Source organism: Methylobacterium sp. XJLW, assembly GCF_003254375.1.
Lineage (GTDB): Bacteria > Pseudomonadota > Alphaproteobacteria > Rhizobiales > Beijerinckiaceae > Methylobacterium > Methylobacterium fujisawaense.
Genome location: NZ_CP016429.1, coordinates 516,612 through 537,520, shown reverse-complemented (window position 1 = coordinate 537,520; position 20,909 = coordinate 516,612). Strand labels below are relative to the sequence as shown.

Here is a 20,909-nt window from a genome sequence, read left to right as displayed (position 1 = left end):
GCGCGCATCGGCCCGGCCCCCGCGATCGATCGCCGGAGCATAGTGCAAGCTCGGCATTGACACCACGCGCCGGCCCGCCGGCAACGCTCAAAATGCCAGCCGCATCCCGCCGACGATGTTCCGTGGAGCCCCCGCGAAGATCGAGCCGGTCGTCGTCGCCAGCACCGCCGCCCCGTTCTGGAGGCCGGTCGTGGCGCTGATCCCATTGGCGAGATTCTGCGCGGAGGCCACGTAGGTCGTATCGAACAGGTTGCGCACTTCGAGATAGACGCTGAGCCGCTTGGCGTATCCGCCGGTCAGGTCTGTGGCGTAGTGCAGGTTGGCGTTGACGATCGCATAGCCCGGCGCCTTCAGCGAATTGGCATTGTCGAGGTAGAAGTCGCCCTGAACCACCGTTTCCACGAAGGCTCCGAGACCGGCGAGCGGCCCGCTCGGCACGTCGTAGCCCAGGCGGGCCAGCAGCTGGTGGGCCGGAACGCCGGGGATCCGGTTCCCCGCCCGGTCGAACCGACGGCTCAGGCTGCCCGCGCTGAGCTGCTCGGTGTAGCGGGTGTAGATCTGGTCGTCGAACGTGTAGGCTAGGGTTCCGCGCCAGCCGGGCGCGAAGGCCCAGTCGGCGCCGACCTCGATCCCCCGATGCTCCGAGGCGGGCGCGTTGAACGTGTAGGCGAGGAGGCCCGCCCCTGGCGATTGCGTGACCAGCTCGTTGCGGAAGAACTCGTAGAAGCCGGTGACGCTGAAGCGAAGATCCGTCACCGGACTCCACTCTGCGCCGAGATCGAAGCCCAGATTTTCCTGCGTCTGGAGCTGGGTGTTGTTGCCCGGAAGTCCGGCGGGGGTGATGAACAGGTTGCTCGCGGCCGGCGTCGTATAGCCGGTGGCGACCCGGCCGCGCAGCGCCCAGGCCGGATCCGGCCGGTAGACTAGCGCCAGTTCCGGGGCGACGTTGAGAAAGGAGCGGTTCGCGTCCGCCACTGTCCGCGTCGCGCCGCTCGCCGCGTAGCTGTAGGCCAGGTTGCGGCCGGTGATGGACGTGCTCTCGGCGCTGAGGCCGAGAACGCCGGTCCATTGGTCCGACAGGGCGAGTTCGAGCCGCGCCCGGCCGCCGAGATTCGACTGCACCGCCGTCTGATCGCCGATCAGCGCCCCCAGGCGCGGGCCATCATAGGGCGCCCGGTTGAACGTCGTGATGTGGTTGTCGATCGTGTTGTAGGCCAGCGCGACGTAGCCGGTCGCCGGCAGACCGAACAGATCCCCCCGCCGGGTCAGGTCCGTCAGGAAATTCCAGGACGGATACGAGCCACGCGACGATGTCTGGTAGAAGGGCTGATCGAAGTTGCGCTCGTCGAAGCCGAGCTGCGTGCGCCACGTGGTGAAGGCGTCGATGTCGTGCTCCCAGCGGGCCGCCACGATGGTCCGGCGGTCGTTGCGCCCGAAGCCGCCTTCATCCGCCGTCACCGGCACGGTCGCGCCGAAGGCTCCGTTCCGGAACAGGTTGAAGGTGGTGCAGCCGGCCGCCGCGCTTGCGGCGGCGGCGCAGCCGCGCTGGTACGGGTTGATCCGGTACTGGGCCAGGGACGAGCGGGCGGGAAGGTTTGCGTCGAGGGTGTTGTTGATCACCTTGAGGGTGAAGCGGTTGTCCGGGGTCGGGGTGTAGCTCGCGAGCAGATTGATGGTCTGCGTGTCATAGCTCGCATGGTCCTGATAGCCGTTGGCGCGGACGTCGCTCGCGAACAGGCTGATCTCGAACGGGCCGCTGACGCCTCCGACGGTAAAGTAATTGCTGAGGTAGCCGAAGCTGCCGGCATCCACCCCGATCTCGTAGCCGTCGATCTCCCGCCCGGTCCTCGTCCGGAACGCGAGCGCGCCCCCGGTGGCGTAATTGCCGAAGAGGGGCGATTGCGGCCCGCGGAACACGTCGATCCGGCTGTAGGCCCGCGGGTCCGTGAGGTCGAAGCGCGACGCCCCGTCCGGTTGGGTCAGGATGAAGCCGTCCTCCAGAACGACGGTGTTCTTGATCACGCCGGTGGAGCGGGCGTTGTTGCCGCGGATCGAGATCACCACGTCCCGGCCGCCATTGCCCTGCCGGACCGTGACGCCCGGGCTGTTCACCAGGACCGATCCGATGCTGGTCGCCGGCCGGTTCGCGATGGTGCCGTCCCGGCCGATGCCGGTGACGATCTCGCCCACCGGATGCTCGATGACCGAGGGGGCCGCGCCGGGGGGGGCGGCCACGCCGAAAGGCGGGGCCGTGGTCCGGCCCGCAGACGGCGCCGCTTCGCCCTCCACGGAGAGTTCGTCCAGCGTCACCGCGGTCTGGCCGAGGGCGGGGAGGGGGGTACCGGCAAGCAGAAGCGCGAGGGCGCGGCCGCGCAGGGCGGTCTGGTCGGGGGGCATCGGAGGACTCGTCTGATCGGTGGGGCAAGCGGCGGGGCCGCGGGCATGGGCAGGCGATCAGGCGGAACGGGGCGGCCCTCGCGGTTGGCCGGGGATGCGGTGGACCGAGACGATGGGCTTTGGGGGCGGGATCGGCCACGTCACCGCATGCCAGCGCAGGCGACGGGCGAGACCGACCACCGTCGGAAGAAGCGGCGGGACGGCGCCGGCCCGACACAGCCCGCAGAGGCCGCAGCCCGTCAGTGCCGGCGCGTGCGGACCGATGGCGACTTCCGTCGCCTGATCCGGCCCATGCCCGCACAGGATCTGGCCGGGCAGCGCCCACGGCGCCTGCGCCATCCGGAGAGCCACGGCCGGCGCCAGCGCCTGGATCCAGAGCGCGCACACGATCAGCCCCGCGCCCAGAAGGCCCGGGCGCCGGCGCGTCAGACGAGAATGAGTCCGCACGGGCATGGCGCCCGTCCGCTCCGGATCAGCTCATCCCGCGCCTTCGGAGCCGATCCACGCCGAAGTCGAGACCGAGCATCCCGGCGATCGCGAGGCCGGTCAGCGGGAAGAGGATCCCGAGCCCGAGAATCATCAAGGTCGCGGTGACCCGCACCCGCCGGTTGTGCGGCCACGGCGGCACCCCGAGGCTGCCGGCCGGGCGCCGCTTCCACCACATCGTTCCGGCCGTCACGGCGAGCAGGATGGTGGCGAGGCAGAAGGCCAGCATCGCGAACTGGTTCGCGCGGCCCCAATGCTCACCCTTGTGGATCCCGATGCCGTATTGGATCGCCCGGCCGACCGGGCCGAGATCGGCGAAGCGGACGTCGACCAGCGGCCGCCCGGAATACTGGTCGAGGGTGATCACCCGCTGCCGGGTGACGTCGCGCGGGTAGATGGCGGCGGCGTAGACCCCGTCGGCGCCGACGGGCAGCGCCAGCTCGAAGCCGTGGGGCATCCCCATGCGTCCGAGACTCGCGACGGCCTCGTCGATTCCAATGCCCGCGCCCGCTGCGGCAGGCGGTGCAGAGCGCGGTATGGGCGCGTCCTGCAGGGTCCAGCCCGCATCCTCGAGCCTGTCGCGCAGGGGTATCGTGGAGACCGGCCGGTTCGCCCAGAGCGCGGCCGGTTGGCCGAGGCCGGCGGCATTCGACCACGCGCGGAGCTGCTGCCCCCACCAGATCGACCAGGGCAACCCGGTGAGCGCGAGGAAGAGCAGACCGCCGCCGGCCACGAATCCGGTGACGGCGTGGAGATCGCGCCACCACACGCGCCGGCGGGGCGTGGCGCGAACGGTGACGACGCCGCCGCTCCGACCGCGGGGCCACCAGAGATACGTGCCCGTCACCACCAGGATGACCGCGAAGCCCGCGACGATCTCGATCACGGCATTCGCCAGCGGGCCGAGCAGGGCGAGGCTGTGCAGCCCCCGAACCACCGCCATGAACTCGCGATCGGAGTCGACGCGGTCGAGCACGTCACCGGTGTAGGGGTTCAGGTAGACTTGGATGCGGCGATCGCCCACCGCGACCGTTACGCGCGCGGCGGCGTCCGGGGCGGCGGGATCGACGTAGGTGACGGGCGCGCCGTCCGGCACCGTCTGCAGCGCATTGAAGATCAGGCGATCCGGGCCGAGCGGCGCCATCGCCTGGGGGGCGACCTTGGTCCGGTACGCGAACAGGCTGCCGTTGATCTCATCCTTGAACAGGTATAGCGCGCCGGTCGCCGACAGGCTGATCAGGAAGGGCAGGCACAGAAGGCCCGCGTAGAAGTGCCAGCGCCAGACGGCCCGGTAGAAGGCGTCGCTGGACAGTCGTCCAGTAGCAGTCGCCCCGTACGCGGGGGCGCTGCCGTGCAGAACAATCGACATGAGGAGAGGTCCGGGCCTGAGCGATCGGGATCGGGATCGTCAGGCCGCGGGCGGACCTCGCGCGGTTCCGTTATAGGCCGGAGGTCCCGTCGTCGGGATCTCGGCTTCCGGGCGCCACGCACACAGCGAGGTCGGCGCGGAGGGCCAGGCCGCCGCCTCCGGATCGATGGGGGGCAGCGTCAGCGTCCCGGCCTGCACGACCGTGCAGCACGCATGGACATGCACACTCTTGCTCGCCGGCTCGCCCGACGAATGCCCGGCGCAGAGCACCTCGCCCGGACCGTCCAGGGCGCGGCTCGGTGTGGCGAGCCCCAGAAAGGCTTGAAGCAGCAGCGCGTAGAGCGCGACCAAGCCAATGATCGCGCGCCCTCCACCCGTTCGAGGCTGCCGCCGGCGCATGGGGCGATCTATGCGGCCGGACTGCGGCGCGTCAATGCGCGGGTCCCATACGGCGCTGGACGCCCTGTGCATCGGCGACGACCGGGAGGGGCGCGCCCCGATGAGACCGCGCCGCATCCGCCCTGACGGCGTTGGGCTCGAGGCCCTGCGGACGCCGCAGAGCGCGCCGTGCCGGATGTCGGCGCACTACGAGTCCGGTCGCCCTTTAATCCGCTCGCCCGGTCGGCAGGGCTGGATTCTTCTCCTGTGTTGCTCATCCTGCGGAGAGATCGGTACAATCTTTATTATTCGTTCTGGATTCATCAGAGCATCAGCTTGACGGCCCGACCTGACTCAATGAGACGTCGTCGGCAGAGTGCCACGGTGAAGGGCATGCCGCGCGAGCGGGAGCTTGGAGAGGGAACGATGGTCTTCGCAGGTCGCGCAGCAGCTGCGGTGCTGTTCTTATCGATGTTGTCGGCCCCCGCATGGGCTGCGGATCCGATCAAGATCGGGCTGAGCGGTCCCTATACCGGGGGGTCGTCTTCGATGGGCGTCTCAATGCGCGACGGCGCCAAGCTCGCCGCTGCCGAGATCAACAAGGCCGGCGGTGTCCTCGGTCGGCCGATCCAGCTCGTCGAGCGCGACGACGAGGCCAAGAACGAGGTCGGTGCGCAAGTCGCGCAAGAGCTGATCAATAAGGAGAAGGTGGTCGCGACGGTCGGGTTCATCAACACCGGCGTCGCGCTCGCGGCCCAACGCTTCTACCAAGAAGCCGAGATCCCGGTGTTCAACAACGTTGCCACCGGGACGATCATCACCAATCAGTTCAAAGAGCCGGATTACGACGCGAACTACGTCTTCCGGAACTCGGCCTACGACGTGCTGCAGGCGGGCCTGATGGTCGACGAGGCCCTCGCGCAGGGCCATAAGAAGATCGCGATCCTTGCAGACTCGACCAATTACGGCCAGCTCGGCCGTGAGGATATCGAGAAGTATCTCGGCACGAAGGGCGTGAAGCCGGTCGCGGTCGAGAAGTTCAACATCAAGGACGTCGATATGACGGCCCAGCTGCTCAAGGCGCAGCAGGCCGGTGCCGAGGTGATCCTCGCCTACGGGATCGGGCCGGAGCTGGCCCAGATCGCCAACGGCATGGCCAAGCTCGGCTGGAAGGTGCCGATGATCACCAGCTGGCCGTCCTCGATGCAGAGCTTCATCGACATCGCCGGCGCGAACGGCAACGGCGTGGTCATGCCCCAGACGTTCATCGAGGACCAGACGCTGCCGAAGCGGAAGGCTTTCCTTGAGAATTACTACAAGACCTACGGCGTCACGAAGATCCCGACCCCCGTGGCCGGCGCCCAGGGCTACGATTCGATCTACCTCCTCGCCGCGGCGATCAAGCAGGCGGGCAGCACCGACGGCGCGAAGATCCGCACCGCCCTTGAGAACCTGAACGAGAAGGTCGAGGGCGTCGTCACCACTTACGACAAGCCCTTCACCGCCAAGGACCACAACGCCATCTCGCGCAACATGGTCGTGTTCGGGAAGGTGCAGGACGGCAAGATCGTCTACGCCAAGGATGAGGACGCCAAGAACGCCGGTGTCGTCCGCGTCAAGGAGAAGTCCTCGAACTGAGGTCCCGACGCCCGCGTCCACCCGGGCGCGGGTGCCCCAGAGTCCGGCGGCACTCCAGCCTGCCGGCACGTCGCATATCGGTCCCGCGGCGCGCGCCGCGCGGCCGGACGACCCTCCGGTGACAACGCATCCATGGCCATCCTGCTCCAGCTCATCGCCTCAGGCGTCGCGGTCGGCATGATCTACGCCGCCATCGCGTTCGGCTATCAGCTCACCTTCGCGACCTCGAAGACGCTCAATTTCGGCCAGGGCGAGGCGCTGGCGCTCGGGGCCCTGTTCGGCCTGACCCTGGTGCCCTTCGTCGGCTACTGGCTGATGATCCCCCTGGTCCTCGTCTTCGGCTTCGCCCTCGGGGCCGTGGTCGAGCGCCTGGGCGTACGCCCGGCCGTGAAGATCAAGTCCGAATACGGATGGATCATGGCGACCATCGCCCTCGGCATCATCTTCAAGAACGTCGCCGAGAATGTCTGGGGCCGCGACGACCTGAAATTTCCCTCGCCGCTCCCCGAGACTGCCCTCGAAGTGGGCGGCGTCCGCATCCTGCCGATGGAACTGCTGATCGTCGCGGGGGCGCTGCTGATGATGCTCGCGGTCGAGATCTTCAATCGCAAGTCGATCTGGGGGAAGGCGGTCGTCGCCACCTCCAACGACATCGACGCCGCCGGCCTGATGGGCATCAACACCCAGAAGGTGATCACCCTGTCCTATTCGATCAGCGCCATGACGGCGGCCTTCGCGGGCGTGCTCGTGGCGCCCGTCACGCTGACCGGGGCCACGATGGGCTCCGTGCTGGCGCTGAAGGCCTTCGCGGTGGCGATCATCGGCGGCCTCGAATCCGGGCTCGGCGTCATCGTCGGCGGCCTGATCCTCGGTGTCGCGGAGACGCTGACCGGCTTCTACATCTCGACCGGCTACAAGGATGTGCCGGGCCTGATCCTGCTCCTCGTCGTCCTCTCCATTCGCCCCGTCGGCCTGTTCGGCAAGGCGGTCATCAAGAAGGTCTGACCGTGACCGCCCGCGCATCTCTCCCGGCAGCCTGAGCCATGGCGCAGACCCTCGCCCCCGCCGACGCGCCCGTCCCGACCGCCGCGCCGAGCCTGTCCCGCCACGTGGGCGCCCTCGGCGCCGTGCTGCTGGTGGTCTGTCTCGCCGCCTTCCCGCACGTGGTGACGAGTTCGTATTACATCCACCTCGTGGTGGTGATCGCCATCTACGCGATCCTGATTCTCGGGCTCGACATCGTGGTCGGCTATACCGGACAAGTCAGTCTCGGGCATGCCGGCCTGTTCGGGGTCGGCGCCTACGCGGCCGCGGTGCTGTTCCTGCACTTCAAGCTCGGCGTGTGGTGGGGCATCCTCGCCGGGATCGGCGTGACCTCGGCCTTCGGCGTGCTGCTGGCCGTCCCGGCGCTGCGGGTCACCGGTCCCTACCTCGCCATGGTGACGCTGGCCTTCGGCACCATCATTCAGATCTTCATCAACGAGCTGACGCCCCTGACCAACGGCCCCCTCGGCATCACCCTGCCGCCGGCCCGCGTCCTCGACTTCTCGCTCCTCGGTCTCCAGGCCCCGTGGGGCGCAGCCGGGCGCAAGCTCGAATTCTACTACCTCGTCTGCGTCGCGCTGCTGGCCACAATCCTGGTCGTCAACCGGGTGGTGCGCTCTCCCTACGGCCGCGCCTTCGAGGCGCTGCGGGACTCGCCGATCGCCTGCGACTGCATGGGCGTCAGCGTCTACCGCTACAAGGTCTATGCCTTCGTGATCTCGGCAGCCCTTGCCGGTCTCGCCGGTGCGCTGTTCGCGTGGTCGGAGCGCTACGTGGCTCCGAACTCCTACGGCTTCGAGCTGACCGTGCTGTTCCTGCTTGCCGTCACGATGGGCGGGCGCAAATCCCGGGCGGGGCCGATCATCGGGGCCGCGATCGTCGTGATGATGCCCAACGTGCTGGCCGATATCGAGCTGGTGCGGATCATGGCGGGGCTCATCGCCCTTGCCGCCTTGATCGTGGGCGTCCTCGCTTTCCTCCGGCGCCGGGAGGACCGCTTCGCCCTGCTGGTGCCGGTCGGGCTCTGCCTCGCCTTCTTCCCGGCGACCCTGGCGCTCGAATCCGTGACCGACTTCCGCCTGACGGTCTTCGGTCTGATGATCCTGTTCGTGGTGTACTACCTGCCGGACGGGATCGTCGGCTTCGTCCGCGAGAAGATCCCGGCGCTCCGGCCGGCCCACACCGCCGAGGGCAAGAGCCTCCACGCCGAGGGGGCGGCGCTCAGCGTCCAGAGCGGCGGCCGGGGTGCCGACCCGCTGCTCACCGTCGAGCAGGCCCTGATGCAGTTCGGCGGCCTCAAGGCCCTCGCCGGCGTCGACCTCACGGTCCGGCCCGGCACGATCCACGGCCTGATCGGGCCGAACGGTTCCGGCAAGAGCACGATGATGAACGTGCTGACCGGTATCTACCGGCCGACCGGCGGCAGCGTGACCCTGGCCCGCGGCCAGGGCTCGAAGCGCCTCGACGGGCGCACGCCCTCCGAGATCGCGGCGGCCGGCGTGGCGCGCACCTTCCAGAACGTGCAGCTCTTCCGGGAGATGACGGCGCTGGAGAACGTGCTGGTCGGGCTCCACCACAGGTTCCGCGGCACCCTGTTCGACGCGATCCTCGGCACGCCGCGCCGTCGTCGGGAAGAGCGCGAGCAGCGCGCCCGCGCCATGGCGATCCTCGACTTCGTCGGCCTGGGCGCCCTGGCGCAGGTGGAGGCCCGCAACCTGCCCTACGGCAAGCAGCGCCTCCTCGAGATCGGCCGCGCGCTCGCCCTCGATCCTGTCCTGCTCCTCCTCGACGAGCCCGCCGCCGGCCTCACCGCCCCCGACATCGCCGAGCTGACGGCGATCATCCGCAAGATCCGAGACGCCGGCATCACGGTGATCCTCATCGAACACCACATGGACGTGGTCATGGGCCTGTGCGACCGCGTCAGCGTCCTCGATTTCGGCCACAAGATTGCCGAGGGCAGCGCCCGCGAGGTCCAGGCGGACCCGAAGGTGATCGAGGCCTATCTCGGCAGCCCGGTCGCCGACGAGGAGTTGACCCATGCTTGAGGTCACGGGTCTGTCGGCCGGCTACGGCCAGGTCGAGGTGCTGCACGGCCTCGATTTCGCGGTCCCGAAGGGGCAGGTCGTGGCGTTGATCGGCTCGAACGGCGCCGGCAAGACCACCACGATACGCGCCCTGTCGGGCATGATCCGCCCGCGGGCGGGTTCGATCCGCCTCAACGGGCGCGAGATCGGCGGCCTCGAAAGCCACGACGTCGCCCGGTTCGGCCTCGCGCACTCGCCGGAGGGGCGCCGCGTCTTCCCGACGCTCTCGGTGGAGGACAACCTGACCCTGGGCGCGTTTCCCCGGTTGACGGGGGCGCGGCCGAAGGGCGACGTCGCGGCCGACCGCGAACGCGCCTTCGAGATGTTCCCCCGTCTCAAGGAGCGGCGCACGCAGCTTGCCGGCACCCTCTCGGGCGGCGAGCAGCAGATGCTCGCGATGGGCCGGGCCCTGATGCTGCGGCCGGAGATCCTCCTGCTGGACGAGCCCTCGATGGGCCTCGCCCCGAAGCTCGTGGAGGAGGTGTTCCGGATCATCCGCCTGCTCAAGGCCGAGCAGGTCACCATGTTGCTCGTTGAGCAGTTCGCCATGGCGGCGCTCGGCGTCGCCGACCACGCCTATGTGCTCGAGAACGGTCGGATCCGCTACCAGGGCCCGGCGCAGCAGATGCGCAATGATCCGGCCGTCCGGGCGGCCTATCTCGGCGGCAGCCACTGAGGCCGCCGCGAGACCCCCGGTCGCGGAGACCGATCCGTTCCGGGGGCTGACGCTTCGGGCGGGGCGCGATGCCGTTAATCTGGACCGTCGCGTCCTGCGGGCGTCGCCCTCGTGAAGGCCGGCGTGTCCTGCACAGGGCTATGCGGAGCCTGCCCAACGACGACATCCGTGCTCCAGCAGCCCGGCCACGCCTCGCTGTGGGGAATCGGACGCATGTACCGCCGGAGGGCCCCGCCGCTCCGGCTCGCGCCGGCCGACGCGAGCACGAATCAAGCATTGCCGGCCAGGAGATGCATCATGGCTGCCCCTGCGCAGAGCCGGATGAAATGAATTGTCATTGATCATCCCTGCATTCGCGATGTCCGAACGCCGGTAACCTCCTCTGTCGCCCTGTCGTGGGGCTCCGGCAGCCTAGGGTGGCTGCCGATCGGGGAGGGCGGTCTGATGAGACGTCGCGTGTCGGCCCTCCTGATCCTTCCGGCATTCGCCTTTGCCGGCTCCGTGCAGCCAAGTGCGGGGTCGCCGGACGCGCCGGCCACCTTCGTCGAACCGAGGGATGGGCCGCACCGTCATTGCTCCGGCTCCTGTATGAAGACGGGGGCCTTGCAATGGATCTGCCGACGCGATCAGACCTGTTCCATCGATTGTGCGACGGCACCGCCGAAGATGCATTGTCACGACCCCGAGCTGCCGCGCCGGGCGCGCTGAGGCGAGACAGCGCGGCCTGGTACGACTCAGCCGATGAGGCCTCCGAGGCCGCCGGTGACCAGGCGGGCGTGGCCTGCAGGGATGAGAAGGGGGTCATCCCGATGCCGCCGGGAAACGCGTGGCGACCCGGCATCCGCGTCCTCGCGCAGAGGTCTGAAGCTCGGCTGATTCCCAGGATTGTGGAAGCGCCGGTCGGAGCGGCTTGGTCACGCAGGGCGGCGTTCCCCTGGCGCATCGGGAAGGACGATCTTCGCTGGCGCCCGCGACCTGGCGGGGGCGGCAGGATCGGGAGATGGAGCGGGCGCACCACGCCGAACGGCATCGCCAGATCTCCGGCGCGCGACGACTCTCAAAGGTTGGCGATTGCGCCGCCGGCCAGGCGTCCATGGCTTTGACAACCTCGGCTCGCCATGAGACCGCTCTAGGGTGTTGGATGCACGCGCCTGTCGCGTGCCACGGCCAACACGGTGAACGGGCCTGCCTTCTCTCAGGGCGGCAACTGAAGGGTCGTTCGGCGCGCCGTCATGGCGGCGCATACGCGCGATCGTTCGGGCTCAACCGCGGAAGCAGTCCGCTCGGTCAATCCCTGAGGCCCCGTGAAACAGCGCCACGCCGTGATGCACAGAAGTTCGAACGTGACGATGTGCATCCCAGCCTGCCTGATGGACGGTGGCGCGATGGGCGCGCTCATGCGCGCGCACGACTGGGACGCCTCACCGCTCGGCGATCCCGCGACCTGGCCGCCATCCTTGACGACGCTGACAGGCGTCATGCTCGGTTCGAGGCAGCCGACCTTCGTCATCTGGGGGCCCGAGCGCAGGCTCCTCTACAACGATTCCTTTGTCGGGCTTCTCGGCGCCGCGCATCCGTCCGCGCTCGGTCGCGACTATCTCCAGGTCTGGCACGACCTCGGCGCCGAGCTTGGATCCTTCGTGGACGAGGCCTGCTCCGGTCGCTCCGTTGACACGGCCGCGTTCGAACACGTCGTGAGGTCGCCCGACGGGGGCCGGTTCTCGTTGTCCTACGTGCCCATTCGCGATCCGGCCGGGCGCGTGGATGGCCTGTGGGGCACCTGCACTGAGATCGCGGACCAACGGTTCGTCGAGGGGGAGCGGCAGGAGGCGGATGCGACGCTCCGCGAGAACGAGGAGCGACAATCGTTCCTGCTGGATCTGAGCGACGCGCTTCGGCCGCTGAACACGCCCACCGACATCGTCGAAGTGGCCGCCCGGCGTCTGGGCGAGCGGGTCGGTGCGAGCCGCGTATTCTACGCCGAGATCGCCGGCAGCCTGATGACGGTCGAACGTGAGTACGTCCACGGCGTCGGCTCGATCATCGGCGAGCACTCGCTGGCGGCGTTCGGCCCGGACCTGCTGGCAGCCTACCGCGACGGCGTGGTCGTCGCGGTCGACGACGTGCCCTCGGATCCCCGGTTCACTGTCGAAGCCCGGGCGGGCTTACGGTCACGCCAGGTCGGCGCCTTCGTCGATGTCGTTCTGTTTCGGGGTGACGAATGGGTCGGCCTGCTCGCGGTGCAGAGCGCGACCCCGCGCGCCTGGACGCCAGCGGAAGGCAACCTGATCCGGGAGGTCGGCGAGCGCGTCAAGGCTGCCACCGAGCGGGCCCGTGCCGAAGTGGCGCTGCGCGAGAGCGAGGAGCGTCTGGCGGCGATCTTCTCGGCTGCGTCCGTCGGCCTGTCCGAAGTGGATGCGAGCGGCCGCTATCTTCGGGTCAACACGGAGATGTGCCGCATTCTCGGACGGTCCGCAGACGAGGTTCTCTCGATCGGCGTCGCTGATGTGACCGATCCAGCCTATATCCCGCAGAGCTTGGCGACGATCGCGCAGGCGTTCGAGACCGGGCACAGTTCTGCCCTCGACAAGCTCTATCGTCGTCCCGACGGCACGTCCATCTGGGCGAGCAGCAGCGTCAGACGTCTCGACGATGGGCAGGGCAGGTTCAAGGACCTGCTGGTCGTCACGGCGGATCTCAGCCATCGCCGGGAGGCAGAGCAACGGCTGGCCGAAAGCGAGCGCCGCCTACAGCTTCTCAACGAGACGCTCGAACTTCAGGTCTCGGAGCGCACGGCCGAGCGCAATCTATTGGCCACGATCGTCGAAAGAACCGACATCATGGTGATGGCGTCGGATCTCAACTACAACATCCTGGCCATCAATAAGGCGAATGCGGACGAGTTCGAGCGCATCTATGGCGTACGGCCGAAGGTCGGCGACAACATGCTCGACCTTCTGGCCGATCAGCCTGAACACCAGGCCCAGGTCAAAGCGGGTTGGGGACGCGGGCTGGCCGGCGAGGAGATCACCCTCGTCCAGGAGTTCGGCGATCCCGGACGCGTCCGCCCCGCCTATGAGATCAGTTTCCGCACCCTGCGCGGAGCGGATGGCGAGCGCACGGGCTGCTATCAGTTCGTCATGGACGTGACAAAGCGGTTGCGCGATCAGGCCGAGCTGGTCCTGGCCCAGGAAGCCCTCCGCCAATCCCAAAAGCTGGAGGCGGTCGGCCAGCTTACGGGCGGAGTGGCGCACGACTTCAACAACCTTCTGACCATCATTCGCTCATCCGTCGATTTTTTGCGTCGGCCCGATCTGCCGGAGGTCCGCAAGCGCCGCTACCTCGACGCGGTCTCCGAGACGGTCGACCGGGCCGCCAAGCTGACCGGCCAGCTCCTCGCCTTCGCGCGCCGTCAAGCGCTGAAGCCGGAGGTGTTCAGCGCCGGGCAGCGGGTGAGTGCGATCGCCGACATGCTCGACACGCTGACCGGCGCACGCGTGCAGGTTCTGATCGAGGTGCCGGACACCGCCTGTCATGTACGGGCGGATGTGAGCCAGTTCGAAACGGCCCTGGTCAACATGGCCGTCAACGCCCGCGATGCCATGGACGGTGAAGGCACGCTCATCCTCCGGGTCACCGGGGGGGCGGCGCTGCCGGCTGTTCGCGGCCATGCAGGGTGCGAGAAGCCGTTCGTGGCGGTCTCCCTGACCGACACGGGGACCGGCATTTTGCCGGACCGGATCGAGCGGATCTTCGAGCCCTTCTTCACCACGAAGGAGGTTGGTCGAGGCACGGGTCTCGGGTTGAGCCAAGTCTTCGGTTTCGCCAAGCAGTCGGGCGGCGACGTGGATGTCCGGAGCGTCGTCGGCCGGGGCACCACATTCACGCTCTATCTACCCGAGGTGGCTGCGTCCGATCTGTCGTCCGGTGAGCGCATCCAGGAAATGGGGCTGGCCCCGCTGGGCTCGGGTCAACGCATCCTGGTCGTCGAGGACAATATCGGAGTCGGCCAGTTCGCGACCCAGATCCTGGAGGATCTGGGCTACCGGACGGCATGGGCCGGCAATGCCGAGGAAGCGTTGGACCGGCTGGGTCGCGACGGTGACGGGTTCGATCTGATCTTCTCCGACGTGGTCATGCCGGGCATGGGCGGCGTCGCGCTGGCGCGTGAGCTGCAGCAGCGGTGGCCGGATCTGCCGGTGGTCCTCACGTCGGGGTACAGCCACGTGCTCGCCCAGGAAAGCGACCACGGATTCGCGTTGCTGCACAAACCCTATTCGGCCGAGCAACTCGGGCGCATCCTGCACCAAGTCCTCGGCGTGCGGTCCAAGCTCACGGCCCCGGCGGCCTGACGGCAAACGCGGTCAGGGAGTACGCGCGGTTTTGCGGGGGACCCTCGATGCGCTGCTGGTTGGTCGCTCGCAGGTGGGCCCCACTGAATCCGTAAAGCGGAGGCCAAGCGCCGACGATCATCTTCCCGGCCGGGGCCGCCGCTCAACGCAACGGGGTCACTCTGCGCCGAGAGGAGGAATGCGGGGTGGATGCAGGGCACCGTCCCAGGTCGGCATAGGTCTCACGGCCGCGCGGGCTGCGGCCGAGGGGCCCCGCGGTGTCAGGCCGAGCTTGGTCGGCATTGCTTGTTCTACCGGGCTTCCGCTCCTCAGAGCGCAGGGCTTTTGCGCGGCCGGGACCGGCGATCTGACCATTTGATGAGTGTGCCTGAGAGCGCCGTCACGGATACGGTGTCTATTGGCTGCTCAGAAGGGGCGTTTGCCGGGGAGACCCGACTGCGCCTGCGATTGGCCACGCTCGATTGGCGATGCGTGTTCCCGAGGCGAGAAACAGCTCAGCTTGAGACCATCACCGGGACGCGCAAACACGACTCCATGCGTCCGGTCGGTCCGGCCAACGGGCCAGTCCAATCTCAGTCAAAAGCGGAAACTACGGAGCGGTGACAGGTGGCTGGGGGACCTGGATTCGAACCAGGACTAGAGGAGTCAGAGTCCACCGTTCTACCGTTAAACTATCCCCCAAAGCCTGCAGCCGAGCGCATCCTACCGGATGGGGCTGGGTGAAACCCGTTCCGTATCGAGCGGCGCCGGGCGTGGGCGGTGAGATAGGCGGAATGCTTCGGAAGGTCAACCGGTTGTTCTCCTGTTGACGCAGCCTCCGCCGCGGCCGTAACCGTAACGCCGCAGACCCGTCCGGAAGGGTGGCCGAGTGGTTTAAGGCAGCGGTCTTGAAAACCGCCGTGGGGGCAACTCCACCGTGGGTTCGAATCCCACCCCTTCCGCCAGCGGGTTTCGGTTGTGGCGGCCAACGCATTCCCCGGGGAGGGGCGGTACCGTCATCGGATCGAGGCGCAGACCGGGATCGAGGGCGTACGAAAAAGCCGCTTCCGGTTGGAATGCGGTCGTCTCCGATCGAGGCGCTGGTTCCGGGGGGCGGCACCGCGCGCGTCGATCTGGCGACAGAGGGCGATGCGTCCGCGCAGGGTCGAGACTTCGACCACGTCCAGACGAGTCGCGCCGGCAAGCTGCAGAAAGGCGGGCGATGATCGGCCTCTTGGCCCCTGTGTGCTTGCCCAGATCGGATGGCTTGGTGCTGCTGCTTTGTGTCAGCAGCAAAATGATCTCGGGAAACGGATTTCGAGCACCGAGCCCGTTGAATTCAAAAATCTATGCGTCGGCCGATCATAGTCTGCGCTGAAACTCAGGCATTGAGACGTCTGTAGACCTCAATCGCGTCGTTGATGTCTTCGTAGACGATTGCCCGCCCGTTCAGCAGCACGATGCCTTGGGTGCACCACTCGCGGAGCTGCTCCATCGAGTGGGAAATCATGATGATGTCGGCATTCTTGCGACGGGCGGAGAAGACTTCGTCACACCGCTTGGAGAAGCGCGCGTCGCCGACCGAGGTGAGCTCGTCGATCAGGTAGGTCTCGAACGGAATTGCCATACTCATGCCGAAGGCGAGCCGTGCGCCCATGCCCGATGAGTAGGTGTAGATCGGCTGCTCCAGATAGCTCCCGAGTTCCGAGAAATCCTCCACGAAATCAAGCACTTTCCGCGGATCCTCGCCGTAGATCCGGGCTACGAACATGACGTTGTCGCGGCCGGTCATCTTGGGATGGAATCCGCCCGCGAAGCCGAGCGGCCACGACACACGCCGGCCTCTATAGACCTTGCCCTTGGTCGGTTCCTCGGTGCCCGCCAGGATCCGCATCGTCGTCGACTTGCCGGCACCGTTGATGCCGAGGATGCCGTAACAGATACCTTGCTTCAGGGTGAAGGATGCCCGGTCCAGGACGATTCGCGGCGCGCCGTTGGCGCGGTAGATTTTCGTGACGTTCTCGAATCGGATCACGGGACTGCTCGTACGGCACAGCGGCCTGATGGTCTTTGGGTCGGAGGTAGAGCACCTGAAGGTGGCCAAAACTGGGAATGACAGCGGTCGGGTCAAGCCGTTGGCGTTCCCCCTGGGGCCGCCCCGATCGACACCGGTCATTCGGATCTGCGCCCGGTGTCTGGGCCGCCCGCTTGGGGACCGCGTGCGGCAGCGTGGGCCGTTCGGATGCCTCCAGAGGACAAAAGGCCCTGGCTCGGCCGGCGCCGAGGCCAGTGCGCCGGAACCTAGCGCGCAGGCCGCCTCAGCCTGCTTCAGCGACTACCCTGCGACGCGGCCCATGGGGGTAGCCGGGGACAGGCGATCGTAATCGCCGCTGGGCCAGGTGGCGATGCGCCGGAATCCGTCTCGCGGCGGAGTCGCGTCCTCCCAGTCTGTCCCGGCAGCGTTCGGCCACGGGGAGAGGATGGCTTTCGCGGCCTGTGGCCCTTTACGCCCGCCGCAGCAGGCTGGGCATCCGCAACTCCGAGGCGCGGCTGCGCGGTGAAGGATGGCGTGATCCGGACAGGCGCGGCTCCACCTGACCGATCTGATCGAGCAGGAGCGGGCGAGCGAAGTAATAGCCCTGCGCGCAGCGGATCTGCGTCGCCCCGAGAAGGTAGGCGACCTCCTCGTAGGTCTCGACGCCTTCGGCCACCACCGACATGCCGAGCGCCGCGCCGAGCGACTCGATCGCCTTCAGGACGATCTGGCTGCGCGGTCGCTTGTCGATGTCGGTGATGAAGGAGCGATCGATTTTCAACTCGTCAGCGGTGATGTCCGCCAAGGCCGACAGGGACGAGTAGCCGACGCCGAAATCGTCGATCGAGACCCGCGCTCCGATCGCCCGGATCCGCGGGAGCACGTCTCGCTGAAAGCGGCCCGCCGTGAAGAAGGCCTCCTCGGTCAGCTCCAGGACGAAACGCTCCGCGAGCCCGGTCTCGCCGAGGGAGGCACAGAAGGCGGTCATGAAGGGCACATCGCAGGCTTGCTTCGCGGCGATGTTGAGGCTCACGGTGACGTCCGGGCCAAACACCTCATCGATATCGGGCATCGACCGAACGGTCTCGGCCAGGACCTGGAGCGTGATCTCGTTGATCAGGCCGAGCTCGATGGCGAGGGCGATGAAATCGCCCGGCGCCTGGATCATGCCGAGTTCGTCCCGCCAGCGCAGAAGCACCTCGACGCCGGTGACGGCATGGGTGCGCATGTCGACTTTCGGCTGAAAGGCGCAGCAGAAGCAGCGGTCGCGGATCGCCAGCCGGAGCCGCTGCTCCACAGCCATCCGGGCCGTCGCCGCCTGGCTCATCGCGTCGTCGAACAGGCTGACGCCGCCCTTCAACTCGCCCTTCACCCGGTACATGGCGTTGTCGGCCTGCCGGGCGAGGACCTCATAGGTGTCGCCGTGGTCCGGGAACAGGCTCACGCCGATGGAGGCGGAGGCGAAGATCTCGTGCCCGTCGATGAAGAACGGCTGCTTGAGCCGCTCCGAGATGGCGCGCACGGCTGCCAGCGCGTCGTCCCGATCGAGGACGGGATCGAGCAAGAGCACGAACTCGTCGCCGCCGATGCGGGCCAGCAGGTCGCTCGGGCGCAACGTCGCGCGGATCCGGTCGGACATCTTGCGCAGCAGGGCGTCGCCCGCGGCGTGACTGTAATAGTCGTTGATGTGCTTGAAGTTATCGAGGTCGATGAAGGCCAGGGCGAAACGGTCCCCGGGTCGTGATCCGGCCAGGACTTCGGCGATGCTTTGCTCGAACATCGTCCGGTTGGGAAGCCCGGTCAGGGCGTCGATGAAGGCCTTGGTGATCAGCTCCCGCTGAATCCTGTGATGACGCGTGACATCGGTGACCGTGGTGAGCGTGAAGCTGCCGTGATCCTCCGCGATCGGGTGGGTGCGCACCTCGACGACACGATCGCCGATGGCCTCGACATGCGCGGCCTCCCGAGACGAGCCCGCCGCGGCGGCGAGCGCGTGGACGGCCCTGTCGCCGAGAGCGCGCGCGGCGGCATTGGCCAGGGTGCACCCTCCCTGCTCGTCGAAGACCACGACGCCCACGGGGAGCGTCTGGATCACGGCTTCGAGCAGGGTCTGAGGCGTCGGGGAAGTCGGGGCGCTCATACTCCGCCCTGCTGCCAGAGCGGCGTGGCAGCGTGTGGTCCGGCCTGCGAGACGGTGTCGCCGGCCTCGAGGGGGCGGCGGAGCAGCCGACGATGCACGTGATCGAGCGCTGCGCCCTGAGCCCCCTCCGGACCCGTCTCGCGTCCGAGGCGCACGGCGCCGATCGGATCGTGGTCTTGGCCGCCGACCTTGTTCATGGTCGCGCCCCGCCACCGCTCCACGACGGCACCGATGAAGCCGGCGCCGGCGACCGCCGCGCCGTCCCCCGCCGCGGCGCCGCTCGTGTCGTTGCGCGGCTGGCGGATCGACGGGAGGCGCCGGAACGTCATCCGGACCGGGATCGGAACGCCTTCACCGAAGGCAATGACCTCGCCCGTCCCGAGCGACGGGATGAAGGTGAGCAGGTTGCTGGCGTCCGATACCGCTGCGGCCAGGAAGGCCTGATCGCGCGCGTTCGTCATCCGCATGGCGAACAGGGTGCTGCATTGCGACATGATGGTCGCGTCGAGTTCGGCCGGACGCTGCGTGACCAAGCCGAGATGGACGCCATGTTTCCGGCCCTCGCGGGCGATGCGCGACAGGGCGCGGCGGGTCGGCGTGAAGCCGACGGAGCGATCGGCCGAGGCGAAGCGATGCGCCTCCTCGCACACGAACAGCAGCGGGATCGCGCCCTCGCTCCAGATGCCGAACTCGAACGCCAGCCGGGACAGGACGCAGACGACGGCGTCCACCACCTCGCTCGGCAGGCCGGCGAGCTGCATGATCGTCATCGGCCGCCCATCCGGATCGAGGCGGAACAGGTGCGCCAGGATCTCGCCCATCATGTCGCCGCCGACATTGGCGTTGTCGAACATGAAGCCGTGCCGCGGATCGTTCCGGATCGCCTCGATCCGCGTGATCAGACGGTGATAGTGCATCCGGGAGACGCGATTCTCCAGCCGGCCCATCCGCTCGTCAATGAGGGCAATCAGGTCCTGGAGCACGTAGGGCACGGGCGTGTCGATCGTGTAGCCGCCGGCCTTGCCCAGTGTCCGCTTCACGATCTGCCGGTCGCTCGCCTCCTTGTACTGGGCGTACTTGCTCTTCGCGAGCGGGATGACTTCGGCGAGGATCTCGATCTCCTCGTCCACGGCTGGACGCCCGCCGTAGATCACGTCGGCGATCTCTTCGAGGTTGAACAGCCAGAACGGCAGCTTGAGCGTCCGCGGATTGATCACGCTCGCGCGGTCGCCGAAGCTGGCGGCGTATTCATTGTGTACGTCCAGCAGGAAGATGCGCACTGCCGGCTTGGCGCGCATCACCTCGTCCAAGATGATGGTCACGCCGCTCGACTTGCCGACCCCCGTGGCGCCGAGAACGGCGAAGTGCTTGGAGAGAAGGTCGTCGAGTTTGATGCAGGCGGGGGTTTCGGGGTCTTGGTAGAGCGCCCCGACGGCCGCCGTGTTGGCCACAGACACTTGGTGGACGATTCGCAGTTCGGAGGGGGACAGCAGCTCGACCGTGTCGCCGATCGCCGGGTAGCAGGTCACGCCCCGGCAGAATCCAGGCACCCCGTTCGTCTCGATGATCTGGCCGAGCAGGTCGAGGCTCGCAAAGGCCCCGGGTTCTCGCCCGCGCTCGTGGGCCGAGGCCAACGTCGTGACGATGCCCACGAGGATGGCCCCGCCCGCACGGATCCGGACCAGATTGCCGACCGTGACCCGCACGCTCGGTCGCCCGTTCCGGAGCCCGAGCTCAAGATGAACTTTCGACCCCTCGATGGAAGTCACAGACCCCATCTGCGACGCGGACTCGTCGTCCCGGAACGTCCCGTCGCCGCTCAGCATCATCCGCGCCCTGCTCTGAAACAGAATCGACACGATACTGCAGGGTGGTCATTAAAGTTCTGACAAAGGAATTCGCGCAAAAGCGTAATGCTTAACCGATGCTTTTTGTCTCAGTATTATCGCCCAGGTTGCGTGCGTCCTGTGCATCGGCTCGGGATACGGGCGGCCGCCACCCTTCGCGATCTCGGTGTCTCAGGGATTCCGGGTATTGGACGCAGCCTGAAAGCGGGCCACCTCACCGAGAGTACAGAATCGGACGGTGCGGTCGATCGCGGATGTCGGGCGCGCAGCTAGGCGGCCTGCCCGTCGCCGAAATGCTCACGCATCCAGCACTCGCCGGAAATGCGGGCTCCGTTCCGCGTTACGAAGGCGTAGGGCGACTTTTCGACGACCGTGCCGCCGTGGCTGCGGATGATCCATCGGAAGCACCGGGGATCGTCCCTGCACGGGACGATTTCGACCGTATGGGAGTGCATTGTTTCGATCGACATAGAGCAGTAAC

The 20,909-nt window shown here is 67.7% G+C and carries 12 protein-coding genes and 2 tRNA genes; 6 read left to right on the top strand and 8 right to left on the bottom strand.

All coding sequences use genetic code 11. From position 1 onward, the window contains the following. Positions 1–87: 87 nt before the first annotated feature. The 4 genes from A3862_RS02430 to A3862_RS02415 are packed head-to-tail and all read right to left on the bottom strand — an operon-like array spanning position 88 to position 4,603. Entirely contained in the window at positions 88–2,397 is a 2,310-nt protein-coding gene (locus A3862_RS02430) for a TonB-dependent receptor family protein (RefSeq protein ID WP_043760539.1), read from the bottom strand. Between the two features lie 57 nt (positions 2,398–2,454). Continuing rightward, positions 2,455–2,850: a hypothetical protein gene (locus A3862_RS02425; RefSeq protein WP_043760541.1), complete on the bottom strand. Its 396-nt coding sequence runs from the start codon at positions 2,848–2,850 to the stop codon at positions 2,455–2,457. 19 nt (positions 2,851–2,869) lie between these two features. Continuing rightward, positions 2,870–4,252, bottom strand: a complete 1,383-nt coding sequence (locus A3862_RS02420; RefSeq protein WP_111473180.1) for a PepSY-associated TM helix domain-containing protein — start codon at positions 4,250–4,252, stop codon at positions 2,870–2,872. Positions 4,253–4,291: 39 nt separating this feature from the next. Continuing rightward, positions 4,292–4,603, bottom strand: a complete 312-nt coding sequence (locus tag A3862_RS02415) for a hypothetical protein (RefSeq protein WP_236952805.1) — start codon at positions 4,601–4,603, stop codon at positions 4,292–4,294. Between the two features lie 453 nt (positions 4,604–5,056). On the opposite strand from A3862_RS02415, the gene A3862_RS02410 reads away from it, so the two are divergent. From A3862_RS02410 to A3862_RS02385, 5 genes are all read left to right on the top strand, one after another. After that, on the top strand, positions 5,057–6,268 hold the full coding sequence (locus tag A3862_RS02410) for an ABC transporter substrate-binding protein (RefSeq protein WP_043760547.1): 1,212 nt from the start codon (positions 5,057–5,059) through the stop codon (positions 6,266–6,268). Between the two features lie 132 nt (positions 6,269–6,400). Further along, complete coding sequence (locus A3862_RS02405; RefSeq protein WP_043345455.1) at positions 6,401–7,273, top strand: branched-chain amino acid ABC transporter permease; 873 nt, start codon at positions 6,401–6,403, stop codon at positions 7,271–7,273. A gap of 38 nt (positions 7,274–7,311) precedes the next feature. Next, positions 7,312–9,360 carry a branched-chain amino acid ABC transporter ATP-binding protein/permease gene (locus A3862_RS02400; protein ID WP_051044590.1) on the top strand — a complete coding sequence of 683 codons (2,049 nt, stop codon included), beginning with the start codon at positions 7,312–7,314 and terminating at the stop codon, positions 9,358–9,360. Next, positions 9,353–10,075: an ABC transporter ATP-binding protein gene (locus A3862_RS02395; RefSeq protein WP_111473179.1), complete on the top strand. Its 723-nt coding sequence runs from the start codon at positions 9,353–9,355 to the stop codon at positions 10,073–10,075. The genes A3862_RS02400 and A3862_RS02395 overlap by 8 nt, the downstream gene beginning before the upstream one ends. A 1,304-nt stretch (positions 10,076–11,379) precedes the next feature. Beyond that, positions 11,380–14,427 (top strand): PAS domain S-box protein, encoded by a 3,048-nt coding sequence (locus A3862_RS02385; RefSeq protein ID WP_236961687.1) that lies wholly within the window; start codon positions 11,380–11,382, stop codon positions 14,425–14,427. Between the two features lie 607 nt (positions 14,428–15,034). Here A3862_RS02385 and A3862_RS02380 read toward each other — a convergent pair. After that, a tRNA-Gln gene (locus A3862_RS02380) sits at positions 15,035–15,108 on the bottom strand. A gap of 173 nt (positions 15,109–15,281) precedes the next feature. On the opposite strand from A3862_RS02380, the gene A3862_RS02375 reads away from it, so the two are divergent. Then, positions 15,282–15,371 (top strand) — tRNA-Ser (locus A3862_RS02375). 416 nt (positions 15,372–15,787) lie between these two features. On the opposite strand, the gene A3862_RS02370 is transcribed toward A3862_RS02375, so the two are convergent. The 3 genes from A3862_RS02370 to A3862_RS02360 all read right to left on the bottom strand — a co-directional run bounded on the left by A3862_RS02370 (position 15,788) and on the right by A3862_RS02360 (position 20,407). After that, on the bottom strand, positions 15,788–16,441 hold the full coding sequence (locus A3862_RS02370) for an ABC transporter ATP-binding protein (protein WP_043346135.1): 654 nt from the start codon (positions 16,439–16,441) through the stop codon (positions 15,788–15,790). 469 nt (positions 16,442–16,910) lie between these two features. Then, the gene (locus tag A3862_RS02365) at positions 16,911–18,581 is read right to left on the bottom strand and encodes an EAL domain-containing protein (protein ID WP_043760550.1); all 1,671 of its coding nucleotides are present in this window, start codon (positions 18,579–18,581) and stop codon (positions 16,911–16,913) included. Further along, positions 18,578–20,407 carry an ATP-binding protein gene (locus A3862_RS02360; RefSeq protein WP_043346187.1) on the bottom strand — a complete coding sequence of 610 codons (1,830 nt, stop codon included), beginning with the start codon at positions 20,405–20,407 and terminating at the stop codon, positions 18,578–18,580. The genes A3862_RS02365 and A3862_RS02360 overlap by 4 nt, the downstream gene beginning before the upstream one ends. Between the last annotated feature and the right edge of the window lie 502 nt (positions 20,408–20,909).